The organism is Pseudomonas sp. NPDC089422 (genome assembly GCF_044749405.1).
Taxonomy (GTDB): domain Bacteria; phylum Pseudomonadota; class Gammaproteobacteria; order Pseudomonadales; family Pseudomonadaceae; genus Aquipseudomonas.
Genome location: NZ_JBIVHW010000009.1, coordinates 1 through 12703 on the forward strand (window position 1 = coordinate 1; position 12703 = coordinate 12703).

Here is a 12703-nt window from a genome sequence, read left to right on the forward strand (position 1 = left end):
GTCAAGCCAGGTTCGGTCAAGCCGCACACCAAGTTCACCGCAGAAGTCTACGTTCTGTCGAAGGAAGAAGGCGGCCGTCACACTCCGTTCTTCAAAGGCTACCGTCCTCAGTTCTACTTCCGTACCACTGACGTGACCGGTAACTGCGAACTGCCGGAAGGCGTTGAAATGGTAATGCCGGGTGACAACATTCAGATGACTGTTACCCTGATCAAGACCATCGCAATGGAAGACGGTCTGCGCTTCGCTATCCGTGAAGGCGGTCGTACCGTCGGCGCCGGCGTCGTAGCCAAAATCATCGAGTAATCACTCGACCGATTGAAAAAACCCCCGCTCAGCGGGGGTTTTTTTTATTGGGTTGACACTAAATTGGGGCGTCTATAGAATCACGCCTCCTTTTAGCGGGCGTAGTGCGTCCGTTGGGAACAGCCTGGAGTCTGAAATCCAATGCAAAATCAGCAAATCCGTATCAGGTTGAAGGCTTTCGACCATCGCCTGATCGACCAATCCACCCAGGAAATCGTGGAAACCGCGAAACGTACTGGTGCACAAGTGCGTGGTCCAATTCCACTGCCTACCCGCAAAGAGCGTTTCACCGTTCTGGTCTCCCCGCACGTCAACAAAGACGCGCGTGACCAGTACGAGATTCGCACTCATAAACGTGTTCTGGACATCGTCCAGCCAACGGATAAAACCGTTGACGCGCTGATGAAGCTTGATCTGGCGGCAGGTGTGGAAGTACAGATCAGCCTCGGCTAAGACTTCGGTCTAGTCGTGTAACGCTCTGAAATGGGCGGCCATAGCGGGTGAAAGCCCCGTACACTCATGAGGTTTACAACATGACTATTGGTGTAATCGGTCGCAAGTGCGGTATGACCCGCATTTTCACCGAAGAAGGTGTCTCCATTCCGGTCACGGTCATTGAGATCGAGCCGAATCGTGTCACCCAGTTCAAAACTGAAGAAACCGATGGCTACCGTGCAGTGCAAGTCACTGTCGGCGAGCGTCGTGCTTCGCGTGTGACTGCCGCTCAGGCAGGTCACTTCGCCAAGGCCAACGTTGCCGCTGGTCGCGGTGTCTGGGAGTTCCGTCTTGAAGAAGGCGAGTTCCAGGCTGGCGACTCGATCAAAGCTGAACTCTTCACTGCAGGCCAGCTGGTTGACGTTACTGGTCAGTCCAAAGGTAAAGGCTTCGCCGGTACCATCAAGCGCTGGAACTTCCGTGGCCAGGACAACACCCACGGTAACTCCGTGTCGCACCGTGTCCCAGGTTCCATCGGCCAGTGCCAGACTCCTGGTCGTGTGTTCAAGGGCAAGAAAATGTCCGGTCACATGGGCGCCGAGCGCGTGACTGTTCAGTCCCTGGAAGTAGTTCGCGTAGACGCTGAGCGCAACCTGCTGCTCGTCAAGGGTGCCGTTCCTGGCGCTACTGGCGGCGACGTGGTTGTACGTCCAGCTGTCAAGGCTCGCGGTTAAGGGGATACTGACATGCAACTTAATGTAAATGACGCTCAGGCGATCGAAGTTTCCGAACTGGCTTTCGGTGGCGAATTCAACGAGACGCTGGTACACCAAGCAGTCGTGGCCTACATGGCCGGCGGCCGTCAGGGCACCAAGCAGCAGAAGACCCGTTCCGACGTGGCTGGTGGCGGTAAGCGCCCATGGCGTCAGAAGGGTACTGGCCGTGCTCGTGCTGGTACCACTCGTGGTCCGATCTGGCGTGGCGGTGGTGTAACCTTCGCAGCTCGTCCTCAAGATCACTCGCAGAAGCTCAACAAGAAGATGTACCGCGCAGCCCTGCGCTCCATCCTCGCTGAGCTGGTGCGTAGCGACCGTCTGGTCGTGGTTCAGGACTTCGCTGTTGAAGCGCCGAAAACCAAAGATCTGCTGAACAAGCTGAACGGCATGGGTCTGAACGACGTACTGATCGTTTCCGACGCTGTTGATCAGAACCTGTACCTGGCTGCTCGCAACCTGCCGCACGTCGACGTACGTGACGTTCAAGGTTCCGACCCGGTCAGTCTGATCGCATACGAGAAGGTGTTGATCACCGTCTCGGCCGTGAAGAAATTCGAGGAGCTGCTGGGATGAACCAGGAACGCGTATTCAAAGTCCTCCTTGGCCCGCACGTTTCCGAGAAGGCTACCGTTCTGGCTGAGAAAAAAGGCCAGTTCGTATTCAAGGTTGCTACCGATGCAACCAAGCTGGAAATCAAGAAAGCTGTCGAAGGCCTGTTCAACGTAAAAGTTGAAAACGTGTCGACTGTTAACGTTCTGGGTAAAACCAAGCGTACCGCACGTGGTCTGGGCAAGCGTAATGACTGGAAGAAGGCGATCGTCTCCCTTCAGCCAGGCCAAGATCTCGATTTCAGCAGCAGTGCTGAGTAAGGAAGGGGTGCATCATGGCAATCGTTAAATGCAAACCGACTTCCCCTGGCCGCCGTTTCGTGGTCAAGGTGGTCAACAAGGAGCTGCACAAAGGCGCTCCTCACGCACCGCTGATCGAGAAAAAATCGAAGTCTGGTGGTCGTAACAACAATGGCCGCATTACCACTCGTCACGTTGGTGGTGGTCATAAGCAGCATTACCGTCTGGTCGACTTCCGTCGCAACGACAAAGATGGCATCCCGGCCACTGTCGAGCGTATCGAATACGATCCAAACCGTACTGCTCACATCGCCCTGCTGTGCTACGCAGACGGTGAGCGTCGCTACATCATCGCCCCTAAAGGCGTGAGCGCTGGCGACCAGCTGATCGCAGGTGCCCTGGCCCCAATCAAGGCCGGTAACTCCCTGCAGCTGCGCAACATTCCAGTAGGTAGCACCATTCACGGCATCGAACTGAAGCCGGGTAAAGGTGCTCAGATCGCACGTTCCGCTGGTGCTTCGGCTCAGCTGATCGCCCGCGAAGGTGTCTACGTGACCCTGCGTCTGCGCTCTGGTGAAATGCGTAAAGTCCTGGCTGAGTGCCGTGCGACCCTGGGCGAAGTCTCGAACTCCGAGCACAGCCTGCGTTCGCTGGGTAAAGCTGGTGCCAAACGCTGGCGCGGCGTTCGCCCAACCGTTCGTGGTGTTGCCATGAACCCGGTTGACCACCCACATGGTGGTGGTGAAGGTCGTACCTCCGGTGGTCGTCATCCGGTATCGCCATGGGGCTTCCCAACCAAGGGTGCGAAGACCCGCGGTAATAAGCGTACCGACAACATGATCGTCCGTCGTCGCAAGTAACTAGAGGGATACGACAGTGCCACGTTCTCTGAAAAAAGGTCCTTTTATCGATCTTCACCTGTTGAAGAAGGTCGAAGTGGCGGTGGAGAAGAACGATCGCAAGCCAGTTAAAACCTGGTCGCGTCGCTCGATGATCCTGCCACAAATGGTCGGTCTGACCATCGCGGTTCACAACGGTCGCCAGCATGTCCCAGTTCTCGTGAACGAAGACATGGTCGGCCACAAACTGGGCGAGTTCGCCGGTACCCGCACCTATCGCGGGCACGTGGCTGACAAGAAAGCCAAGCGTTAAGGGGTAAGGATATGGAAGTAGCCGCTAAGTTGTCGGGCGCTCGCATCTCCGCCCAGAAAGCCCGCTTGGTCGCCGACCAGATCCGCGGGAAGAAGGTGGGCGAAGCGCTCAACCTGTTGGCCTTCAGCAGCAAAAAAGCCGCTGAAATCATGAAGAAAGTCCTCGAGTCGGCCGTAGCCAACGCCGAACACAACGAAGGCGCAGACGTTGATGACCTGAAGGTCTCCACCGTCTTCGTCAACGAAGGGCGTTCGCTGAAGCGCATCATGCCACGTGCCAAAGGCCGTGCTGATCGCATCGTCAAGCGGTCTTGCCATATCACTGTCAAGGTTGCGGACAAGTAACGGAGTCGATCAGATGGGTCAGAAAGTACATCCCACTGGCATTCGCCTGGGAATCGTCAAGGAGCACACCTCCGTCTGGTACGCAGACGGTGCTACTTACGCAGATTACCTGTTGAAGGATCTGAAAACGCGTGAGTACCTCCAAGACAAACTAAAAAGCGCGTCCGTAAGCCGTATCGATATTCATCGTCCGGCTCAAACTGCACGCATCACCATCCACACCGCTCGTCCAGGTATCGTTATCGGGAAGAAAGGTGAAGATGTCGAGAAGCTGCGTCAGGACCTGACCAAGCAGATGGGTGTGCCTGTGCACATCAACATCGAAGAGATCCGCAAGCCGGAACTCGACGCTATGCTGGTTGCGCAGAGCGTAGCTCAGCAGCTGGAACGCCGCGTAATGTTCCGTCGCGCCATGAAGCGCGCCGTACAGAACGCCATGCGTATTGGTGCCAAGGGCATCAAGATCCAGGTGAGCGGTCGTCTCGGCGGTGCTGAGATTGCTCGTACCGAGTGGTATCGCGAAGGTCGTGTGCCTCTGCACACCCTGCGTGCCGATATCGACTACAACACCTACGAAGCTCACACCACTTACGGTGTGATCGGTGTGAAGGTTTGGATCTTCAAAGGCGAAGTTATTGGTGGTCGCCAAGAAGAACTGAAACCACAAGCACCAGCGCCTCGTAAAAAAGCTGCTAAGTAAGGGGTACGCCAAATGTTGCAACCAAAGCGTACAAAATTCCGCAAGCAGATGACTGGCCACAACCGTGGTCTGGCACTGCGCGGTAGCAAAGTCAGCTTCGGCGAATTCGCCCTGAAAGCTGTTGCTCGCGGTCGCCTCACCGCTCGCCAGATCGAGTCCGCACGTCGTGCGCTGACCCGTCACGTCAAGCGTGGCGGTAAGATCTGGATCCGTGTGTTCCCGGACAAGCCGATCTCCAAGAAGCCTCTCGAGGTTCGTATGGGTAAAGGTAAGGGCTCCGTGGAATACTGGGTTGCCCAGATCCAGCCAGGCAAAGTCCTGTACGAGATCGAGGGTGTTTCTGAAGAGCTGGCGCGCGAAGCTTTCGCCCTGGCTGCTGCAAAGCTGCCTCTCGCCACCTCCTTTGTTAAGCGGACGGTGATGTGATGAAAGCGAATGAACTTCGTGAAAAATCTGCACAGCAACTGAATGAGCAACTGCTCGGCTTGCTGCGCGACCAGTTCAATCTGCGTATGCAGAAAGCAACTGGCCAGTTGGGGCAGTCGCACCTGCTCTCGCAAGTTAAGCGTGACATCGCTCGCGTGAAAACTGTGCTTAACCAGCAGGCAGGTAAGTGATCATGGCTGAAGCTGAAAAAACCGTCCGTACGCTGACTGGCCGTGTCGTCAGCGACAAAATGGACAAGACCATCACCGTTCTGATCGAGCGTCGCGTAAAGCACCCGATCTACGGTAAATACGTTAAGCGTTCGACTAAGCTGCACGCGCACGACGAATCCAACCAGTGCAAAATCGGCGACAAGGTTTCCATCCGTGAAACCCGTCCGCTGGCCAAGACCAAGTCCTGGGCACTGGTTGAAGTCCTCGAACGCGCTGTTGAAGTCTAAGGGCTAGGGGTCGGAGAAATTTTATGATTCAGACTCAATCCATGCTCGATGTGGCCGATAACAGCGGCGCTCGTCGCGTCATGTGCATCAAGGTGCTCGGCGGCTCGCACCGCCGTTACGCCGGCATCGGTGACATCATCAAAGTAACCGTCAAGGAAGCAATTCCGCGCGGTAAGGTCAAAAAAGGCCAGGTGATGACCGCTGTTGTCGTCCGTACCCGTCACGGTGTACGTCGCGCTGACGGTTCCATCATTCGTTTCGACGGCAACGCTGCTGTTCTGCTGAACACCAAGCAAGAGCCGATCGGCACTCGCATCTTCGGGCCAGTGACCCGTGAACTTCGTACTGAGAAGTTCATGAAGATCGTCTCGCTCGCCCCTGAAGTGCTGTAAGGAGATCCGACATGCAAAAGATTCGTCGTGACGACGAGATCATCGTGATCGCCGGCAAAGACAAAGGTAAGCGCGGTAAGGTGCTGAAGGTTCTGGCTGATGACCGTCTGGTCATCGGTGGCGTGAACCTGGTCAAGCGTCATACCAAGCCTAACCCGATGGCGGGCGTTCAGGGCGGTATCGTCGAAAAAGAAGCGCCTCTGCACGCTTCCAACGTTGCCATCTTCAACGGCGAAACCAACAAGGCTGACCGCGTTGGTTTCAAAGTAGAAGACGGTAAGAAAATTCGTGTCTTCAAGTCGACCCAAAAAGCGGTTGATGCTTGAACACTGCTAGGTAGAAGACCATGGCACGACTGAAAGAGATTTACCGGAACGAAATCGCTCCTAAGCTTAAGGAAGAACTTAAGCTGTCGAACGTGATGGAAGTTCCGCGCGTTACCAAGATCACCCTGAACATGGGTCTGGGCGAAGCGATCGGCGACAAGAAAGTCATCGAGCACGCTGTTGCTGACCTGGAAAAGATCACCGGTCAAAAGCCGGTCGTGACTTTCGCTCGTAAATCCATCGCGGGCTTCAAAGTCCGTGAGGGATGGCCGATCGGCGTCAAGGTGACCCTGCGTAGCGACAAGATGTACGAATTCCTGGACCGCCTGCTGGCGATCTCCCTGCCTCGGGTACGCGACTTCCGCGGCCTGAATGCCAAGTCCTTCGATGGCCGTGGCAACTACAGCATGGGCGTGAAAGAGCAGATCATCTTCCCGGAAATCGATTACGACAAGATCGATGCTCTGCGCGGTTTGGACATCACCCTGACCACCACTGCTCGTTCGGATGACGAAGGCCGCGCTCTGCTGCGTGCATTCAAATTCCCGTTCCGCAACTGATTGGAGTAGGAAAATGGCCAAGAAGAGCATGAAAAACCGCGAGCTGAAGCGTCAGCTCACGGTAGCCAAGTTCGCTAAGAAGCGTGCTGAGCTGAAAGCGACCATCGTCAACGTAAACGCCTCTCCAGAAGAGCGTTTCGCTGCCGTAGTCGCTCTGCAGAAGCAGCCACGCGACGCCAGCGCTTCGCGCCTGCGCAACCGTTGCCGCCTGACCGGTCGTCCTCACGGTGTATACCGTAAGTTCGGCCTGGGCCGTAACATGCTGCGCCAAGCTGCAATGCGCGGCGACGTACCAGGCCTGGTCAAAGCCTCCTGGTAATCGCTGCAGGTGTGATCCCGGTGGAAGGGGAGCGATCTTCCGACCGCCGGTGACCTCACCAACAAACAAGCCCCCTCGTGGGGCTTGTTTCGTTTCTGCCTTGTGTCTAGAATGACCGGCTCACCCGAGCCTGGGTTTTTTACCCTGCCCGCTTGGGTGGTTGTGATAGCCGCAAGGCTAATATTTCTTGTATCAGGAGCATCTAGCCCATGAGTATGCAGGACCCGTTAGCGGACATGCTAACTCGCATCCGTAATGCCCAGATGGCTGAAAAGTCCGTCGTAAGCATGCCTTCCTCCACCCTGAAGGTCGCGGTTGCCAAAGTTCTGAAAGACGAAGGTTACATTGCTGGTTACCAGGTAACTGGTGAGGCCAAGCCTTCCCTTTCGATCGAACTGAAGTACTTCGAAGGCCGTCCGGTCATCGAGGAACTGAAGCGTTCCAGCCGTCCTGGCCTGCGCCAGTACAAGGCCGTCTCCGACCTGCCGAAAGTTCGTGGCGGTCTGGGCGTGTCTATTGTCTCCACCAACAAAGGTGTGATGACTGACCGCGCTGCGCGCGCTGCCGGTGTCGGCGGCGAAGTTCTGTGCACAGTGTTCTAAGGGGAGATAGGCATGTCTCGCGTCGCTAAGAACCCCGTTAAGCTGCCATCCGGTGTCGAAGTCAAATTCGCCGGTCAGCAGCTTTCGGTGAAGGGTGCCAAAGGCACTCTCGAACTGAACGTTCACTCGTCTGTTGAAGTTACCGAAGAGTCTGGCGAGCTGCGTTTCGTCGCTCGCAACGGTGACCAGCAAGCTCGCGCCATGGCCGGTACTACCCGTGCCCTGGTGAACAACATGGTCCAAGGCGTAAGCCAAGGCTTCGAGCGCAAGCTCCAGCTGGTCGGTGTTGGTTACAAGGCGCAGGCCAAAGGCGAAATCCTGAACCTGGCCCTGGGCTTCTCTCACCCAGTGGACTACGAACTGCCAGCCGGCATCACCGCTGAAACGCCTAGCCAGACCGACATCCTGATCAAGGGTATCGACAAGCAGCTGGTAGGTCAGGTGGCCGCTGAAATCCGCGGGTTCCGTCCGCCAGAGCCTTATAAGGGCAAGGGTGTGCGTTACGCGGACGAAGCAGTCCGTCGTAAAGAAGCCAAGAAGAAGTAGGGCCTAGCAAATGACCGACAAAAAAGTTATTCGACTGCGTCGCGCTCGCAAAGCACGCCTCAAGATGCACGAACTCGAAGTTGTGCGCCTGTGCGTGTTCCGCTCCTCGCAGCACATCTACGCCCAGGTCATTTCGGCCGACGGCAGCAAGGTTCTGGCAAGCGCCTCGACCTTGGACAAAGACCTGCGTGATGGCGCCACTGGCAACATCGACGCGGCCACTAAGGTTGGCAAGCTGGTAGCTGAGCGTGCGAAAGCCGCCGGTGTATCTCAAGTTGCCTTTGACCGTTCCGGCTTCAAGTACCACGGCCGCGTCAAAGCGCTGGCTGATGCTGCTCGTGAAGGCGGGCTGGAGTTCTAAGTTATGGCAAATAACGATCAAAAGCGCGACGAAGGCTACATCGAGAAGCTGGTTCAAGTTAACCGCGTAGCTAAAACCGTTAAAGGCGGCCGTATCTTCACCTTCACCGCGCTGACCGTGGTGGGTGATGGCAAGGGCCGCGTTGGTTTCGGCCGTGGCAAATCGCGCGAAGTACCTGCTGCGATCCAGAAAGCCATGGAAGCTGCTCGTCGCAACATGATCCAGGTTGACCTGAAGGGCACCACCCTGCAGTACGCCACCAAGGCTGCCCACGGCGCCTCGAAGGTTTACATGCAGCCTGCCTCGGAAGGTACCGGTATCATCGCCGGCGGCGCCATGCGTGCCGTCCTGGAAGTTGCTGGTGTTCAGAACGTCCTGGCCAAGTGCTACGGTTCGACCAACCCAGTGAACGTGGTTTACGCCACCTTCAAGGGTCTGAAAGCCATGCAATCTCCTGAGTCCATTGCTGCCAAGCGCGGCAAGAGCGTTGAGGAGATCTTCTAATCATGGCAACCGTAAAAGTAACGCTGATCAAGAGCGTCTCGGGCCGCCTGCCTAACCACAAACTGTGCGTTAAAGGTCTGGGTCTGCGTCGCATCGGTCACACTGTAGAAGTCCAGGATACTCCCGAGAACCGCGGGATGATCAACAAGGCTTACTACATGCTGAAGGTCGAGGGTTAATCGATGAAACTCAATGATCTGAGTCCAGCGCCGGGTTCCCGTCGCGAGAAGCATCGTCCAGGTCGTGGTATCGGTAGCGGTCTGGGTAAGACCGGCGGCCGTGGCCACAAAGGTCAGACCTCCCGTTCCGGTGGTTCGATCGCTCCTGGCTTCGAAGGCGGTCAACAGCCGCTGCACCGTCGTCTGCCGAAGTTCGGCTTCGTTTCCCTGAAAGCCATGGACCGCGCTGAAGTGCGTCTGTCCGAGCTGGCCAAAGTGGAAGGCGACGTGGTTTCCGTACAGTCCCTGAAGGACGCCAACGTGATTGGCCAGAACGTACAGCGTGTGAAAATCATGCTGTCTGGCGAAGTCACTCGCGCAGTCACCATCAAGGGCATCGCAGCCACCAAGGGTGCGCGTGCGGCTATCGAAGCAGCTGGCGGCAAATTCGAGGAATAAATGGCTAAGCAAGGTGCTCTCTCTTCGCTCGGTAAGGGCGGGATGTCGGAACTCTGGGCTCGTCTGCGCTTTCTGTTCATGGCGATCATCGTCTATCGGATAGGTGCGCATATCCCGGTTCCTGGCATCAATCCGGACCGTCTGGCGGATCTGTTTCGGCAGAATGAGGGGACCATTCTTAGCTTGTTCAACATGTTTTCCGGTGGCGCGCTTGAGCGCATGAGTATCTTTGCACTGGGGATCATGCCGTACATCTCGGCATCGATCATCATGCAGCTGATGACGGCGGTCAGCCCGCAACTGGAGCAGTTGAAGAAGGAAGGTGAAGCTGGCCGTCGCAAGATCAGCCAGTACACCCGCTACGGCACCGTTATCCTGGCACTGGTTCAAGCCATTGGCATGTCCATTGGCCTGGCCAACCAGGGCGTGGCGTTTTCTGTAGGCCTCGGCTTCTATGTCGTTGCTGTCTCCACCTTCGTGGCAGGCGCGATGTTCATGATGTGGCTGGGCGAGCAGATCACCGAGCGCGGTGTGGGCAACGGTATCTCGATGTTGATCTTCGCGGGTATCGTTGCCGGTCTTCCGAGAGCAATCGGGCAGTCTTTCGAGTCTGCACGCACAGGCGATATCAACATTTTCGCCCTGGTCGCAATCGGTTTGCTTGCAGTAGCGATCATCGGTTTTGTGGTGTTCATTGAGCGTGGTCAGCGTCGTATCGCCGTTCACTACGCCAAGCGTCAGCAGGGCCGCAAGGTCTTTGCCGCGCAGACCAGCCACTTGCCGCTGAAGGTGAACATGGCGGGGGTTATCCCGGCCATTTTCGCGAGCAGCATTCTGCTGTTCCCGGCTTCGCTGGGTGCCTGGTTCGGTCAGTCCGAAGGTATGGGCTGGCTGCAGGACATCTCGCAGTCGATCGCTCCTGGTCAGCCGTTGAACATTCTGCTGTTTAGTGCAGGGATCATTTTCTTCTGCTTCTTCTACACAGCGTTGATGTTCAACCCGAAAGACGTAGCGGAAAACCTGAAGAAGTCCGGTGCCTTTATTCCGGGTATCCGTCCTGGTGAGCAGTCCGCGCGCTACATTGATGGCGTTCTGACTCGTCTGACCATGTTCGGTGCTCTTTACATGATGGCCGTCTGCCTTCTGCCCCAGTTCCTGGTGGTGGCAGCAAATGTGCCGTTCTACCTTGGCGGGACCTCGTTGCTGATTGTGGTAGTGGTTGTGATGGACTTCATGTCCCAAGTACAATCGCACCTCGTTTCGCACCAGTACGAATCCCTGATGAAGAAAGCCAACCTGAAAGGCTACGGCGGCAGCGGTCTGCTGCGCTGATACGCCCCTAAGGTTCGAGGAGTCGGTAATGAAAGTTCGTGCATCGGTGAAAAAGCTGTGCCGTAACTGCAAGATCATCCGTCGCGAAGGCGTCGTACGAGTGATCTGCAGCGCGGAACCGCGTCACAAACAGCGCCAAGGCTGAGTGTGATCTGCGCTTCAAACCCAGCAGCTAGTGTGCTGCTGGGTTGATTATTCGTTTCTACAGCGATATTATCTCGCGCCCTATTTCTTGGCTTCCGGGGCGTAGGTAGCTGTCAATTGGAGTCCCACTGAATGGCCCGTATTGCAGGCGTCAACATTCCAGATAACAAGCATACTGTTATCTCGCTGACCTACATCTATGGTGTCGGTCGCACAACTGCACAGAAGATCTGTGCAGACGCTGGTGTCAACCCAGCCGCTAAGATCAAGGATCTGAGCGACGAGCAAATCGAAACCCTGCGTGGCGAAGTCGCGAAGTTCACCACCGAAGGTGACCTGCGTCGTGACATCAACATGAAGATCAAACGCTTGATGGACCTGGGTTGCTACCGCGGCCTGCGTCATCGTAAAGGTCTGCCGGTTCGCGGTCAGCGCACCAAGACCAACGCACGCACCCGCAAGGGCCCGCGTAAGCCGATCCGCAAGTAATCGCCCAGGAATATAGACATGGCAAAACCTGCTGCTCGTCCTCGTAAGAAAGTCAAAAAGACAGTGGTTGATGGCATCGCCCACATCCACGCTTCTTTCAACAACACCATCGTGACCATCACCGACCGTCAGGGCAACGCACTGTCCTGGGCTACTTCCGGTGGTTCGGGTTTCCGTGGTTCGCGCAAATCCACCCCGTTCGCAGCCCAGATCGCTGCTGAGCGTGCTGGTCAAGCTGCGCTGGAATATGGTCTGAAGAACCTCGACGTCAACGTCAAGGGTCCAGGTCCAGGTCGTGAATCCGCCGTTCGTGCACTGAACAGCTGCGGCTACAAGATCGCCAGCATCACCGACGTGACGCCAATCCCGCACAACGGGTGCCGTCCGCCGAAGAAGCGTCGCGTGTAATCAGGAGACAGAAGAATGGCACGTTACATTGGTCCAAAATGCAAACTGTCTCGTCGTGAAGGCACCGACCTGTTCCTGAAGAGCGGCGTTCGCGCTCTGGAATCGAAGTGCAACATCGAAGCAGCCCCAGGTATCCACGGCCAGCGCCGTGGCCGTCAGTCCGACTACGGTACCCAGCTGCGCGAGAAACAAAAAGTCCGTCGTATCTACGGTGTTCTGGAGCGTCAGTTCCGCGGTTACTACCAAGCTGCTGCCTCGAAAAAAGGCGCAACCGGTGAGAACCTGCTGCAACTGCTCGAGTGCCGTCTGGATAACGTCGTTTACCGTATGGGCTTCGGTTCGACTCGTTCCGAATCCCGTCAGCTGGTTTCGCACAAAGCAATCAGCGTCAACGGTAAGACTGTAAACATTCCATCCTACCAAGTTCGTCCGGGTGACGTGGTCGCGGTTCGCGAGAAGTCGCTGAACCAGCTGCGCATTGTTCAAGCCCTTGAACTGTGCGCCCAGCGTGGCCGCGTTGAGTGGGTAGACGTAGATTCCGCTAAGAAGTCGGGCGTTTTCAAGAACGTTCCAGCTCGTGGCGATCTGTCTGCCGACATCAACGAAAACCTGATTGTCGAGCTCTACTCCAAGTAAGGGCTAGAAAATAGGTGCAT

At 56.4% G+C, this 12703-nt stretch carries 26 protein-coding genes and 1 pseudogene; all 27 read left to right on the forward strand.

Annotated elements, in window-relative coordinates:
• Positions 1-306, forward strand: a pseudogene (locus tag ACIPZ8_RS17625) (elongation factor Tu); the annotation flags it as partial.
• A gap of 141 nt (positions 307-447) precedes the next feature.
• Complete coding sequence (gene rpsJ, locus ACIPZ8_RS17630) at positions 448-759, forward strand: 30S ribosomal protein S10 (RefSeq protein WP_003186070.1); 312 nt, start codon at positions 448-450, stop codon at positions 757-759.
• Between the two features lie 80 nt (positions 760-839).
• A complete protein-coding gene (gene rplC, locus ACIPZ8_RS17635; protein ID WP_027917847.1) occupies positions 840-1475 on the forward strand; it encodes a 50S ribosomal protein L3 in 636 nt (211 codons plus the stop codon).
• Positions 1476-1487: 12 nt separating this feature from the next.
• Entirely contained in the window at positions 1488-2090 is a 603-nt protein-coding gene (gene rplD / locus ACIPZ8_RS17640; RefSeq protein ID WP_027917846.1) for a 50S ribosomal protein L4, read from the forward strand.
• A complete protein-coding gene (gene rplW / locus ACIPZ8_RS17645) occupies positions 2087-2386 on the forward strand; it encodes a 50S ribosomal protein L23 (protein WP_003255484.1) in 300 nt (99 codons plus the stop codon). Before rplD ends, rplW begins: the two co-directional genes overlap by 4 nt.
• Positions 2387-2400: 14 nt before the next feature.
• Positions 2401-3225, forward strand: a complete 825-nt coding sequence (rplB, locus tag ACIPZ8_RS17650; RefSeq protein ID WP_003255483.1) for a 50S ribosomal protein L2 — start codon at positions 2401-2403, stop codon at positions 3223-3225.
• Between the two features lie 16 nt (positions 3226-3241).
• A complete protein-coding gene (gene rpsS, locus ACIPZ8_RS17655; protein WP_003255482.1) occupies positions 3242-3517 on the forward strand; it encodes a 30S ribosomal protein S19 in 276 nt (91 codons plus the stop codon).
• Between the two features lie 11 nt (positions 3518-3528).
• The gene (gene rplV / locus ACIPZ8_RS17660) at positions 3529-3861 is read left to right on the forward strand and encodes a 50S ribosomal protein L22 (protein ID WP_003103908.1); all 333 of its coding nucleotides are present in this window, start codon (positions 3529-3531) and stop codon (positions 3859-3861) included.
• 13 nt (positions 3862-3874) lie between these two features.
• Positions 3875-4561, forward strand: a complete 687-nt coding sequence (rpsC, locus tag ACIPZ8_RS17665; protein ID WP_003255481.1) for a 30S ribosomal protein S3 — start codon at positions 3875-3877, stop codon at positions 4559-4561.
• A 12-nt stretch (positions 4562-4573) separates the two neighbouring features.
• Complete coding sequence (gene rplP / locus ACIPZ8_RS17670) at positions 4574-4987, forward strand: 50S ribosomal protein L16 (RefSeq protein ID WP_003255479.1); 414 nt, start codon at positions 4574-4576, stop codon at positions 4985-4987.
• Positions 4987-5178 carry a 50S ribosomal protein L29 gene (gene rpmC, locus ACIPZ8_RS17675; protein ID WP_002555481.1) on the forward strand — a complete coding sequence of 64 codons (192 nt, stop codon included), beginning with the start codon at positions 4987-4989 and terminating at the stop codon, positions 5176-5178. The genes rplP and rpmC overlap by 1 nt, the downstream gene beginning before the upstream one ends.
• Positions 5179-5180: 2 nt before the next feature.
• Positions 5181-5447 (forward strand): 30S ribosomal protein S17, encoded by a 267-nt coding sequence (gene rpsQ / locus ACIPZ8_RS17680; protein ID WP_008089812.1) that lies wholly within the window; start codon positions 5181-5183, stop codon positions 5445-5447.
• 23 nt (positions 5448-5470) lie between these two features.
• Entirely contained in the window at positions 5471-5839 is a 369-nt protein-coding gene (gene rplN, locus ACIPZ8_RS17685; RefSeq protein WP_008089810.1) for a 50S ribosomal protein L14, read from the forward strand.
• Between the two features lie 11 nt (positions 5840-5850).
• Entirely contained in the window at positions 5851-6165 is a 315-nt protein-coding gene (rplX, locus tag ACIPZ8_RS17690; RefSeq protein ID WP_003255476.1) for a 50S ribosomal protein L24, read from the forward strand.
• A 20-nt stretch (positions 6166-6185) separates the two neighbouring features.
• Complete coding sequence (rplE, locus tag ACIPZ8_RS17695) at positions 6186-6725, forward strand: 50S ribosomal protein L5 (RefSeq protein WP_003255474.1); 540 nt, start codon at positions 6186-6188, stop codon at positions 6723-6725.
• A gap of 13 nt (positions 6726-6738) precedes the next feature.
• Positions 6739-7044, forward strand: coding sequence for a 30S ribosomal protein S14 (rpsN, locus tag ACIPZ8_RS17700; RefSeq protein WP_009681970.1), 306 nt, complete (start codon positions 6739-6741; stop codon positions 7042-7044).
• Between the two features lie 209 nt (positions 7045-7253).
• Positions 7254-7646, forward strand: coding sequence for a 30S ribosomal protein S8 (gene rpsH / locus ACIPZ8_RS17705; RefSeq protein WP_346643481.1), 393 nt, complete (start codon positions 7254-7256; stop codon positions 7644-7646).
• Positions 7647-7658: 12 nt separating this feature from the next.
• Entirely contained in the window at positions 7659-8192 is a 534-nt protein-coding gene (rplF, locus tag ACIPZ8_RS17710) for a 50S ribosomal protein L6 (protein WP_103448762.1), read from the forward strand.
• Positions 8193-8202: 10 nt separating this feature from the next.
• Positions 8203-8553 (forward strand): 50S ribosomal protein L18, encoded by a 351-nt coding sequence (gene rplR / locus ACIPZ8_RS17715; protein ID WP_003255467.1) that lies wholly within the window; start codon positions 8203-8205, stop codon positions 8551-8553.
• Between the two features lie 3 nt (positions 8554-8556).
• The gene (gene rpsE / locus ACIPZ8_RS17720; RefSeq protein ID WP_003255465.1) at positions 8557-9057 is read left to right on the forward strand and encodes a 30S ribosomal protein S5; all 501 of its coding nucleotides are present in this window, start codon (positions 8557-8559) and stop codon (positions 9055-9057) included.
• Positions 9058-9059: 2 nt separating this feature from the next.
• Positions 9060-9236 (forward strand): 50S ribosomal protein L30, encoded by a 177-nt coding sequence (rpmD, locus tag ACIPZ8_RS17725; RefSeq protein WP_003255463.1) that lies wholly within the window; start codon positions 9060-9062, stop codon positions 9234-9236.
• Between the two features lie 3 nt (positions 9237-9239).
• Complete coding sequence (gene rplO / locus ACIPZ8_RS17730; RefSeq protein WP_023382625.1) at positions 9240-9674, forward strand: 50S ribosomal protein L15; 435 nt, start codon at positions 9240-9242, stop codon at positions 9672-9674.
• Positions 9675-11006 carry a preprotein translocase subunit SecY gene (secY, locus tag ACIPZ8_RS17735; protein WP_016393394.1) on the forward strand — a complete coding sequence of 444 codons (1332 nt, stop codon included), beginning with the start codon at positions 9675-9677 and terminating at the stop codon, positions 11004-11006.
• Positions 11007-11034: 28 nt separating this feature from the next.
• Positions 11035-11151: a 50S ribosomal protein L36 gene (rpmJ, locus tag ACIPZ8_RS17740; RefSeq protein WP_002555468.1), complete on the forward strand. Its 117-nt coding sequence runs from the start codon at positions 11035-11037 to the stop codon at positions 11149-11151.
• Positions 11152-11282: 131 nt separating this feature from the next.
• The gene (gene rpsM, locus ACIPZ8_RS17745) at positions 11283-11639 is read left to right on the forward strand and encodes a 30S ribosomal protein S13 (RefSeq protein ID WP_003255457.1); all 357 of its coding nucleotides are present in this window, start codon (positions 11283-11285) and stop codon (positions 11637-11639) included.
• An 18-nt stretch (positions 11640-11657) separates the two neighbouring features.
• Positions 11658-12047 (forward strand): 30S ribosomal protein S11, encoded by a 390-nt coding sequence (gene rpsK, locus ACIPZ8_RS17750; RefSeq protein WP_003255454.1) that lies wholly within the window; start codon positions 11658-11660, stop codon positions 12045-12047.
• A gap of 15 nt (positions 12048-12062) precedes the next feature.
• Positions 12063-12683 (forward strand): 30S ribosomal protein S4, encoded by a 621-nt coding sequence (gene rpsD, locus ACIPZ8_RS17755; RefSeq protein ID WP_027917844.1) that lies wholly within the window; start codon positions 12063-12065, stop codon positions 12681-12683.
• Positions 12684-12703: the final 20 nt, after the last annotated feature.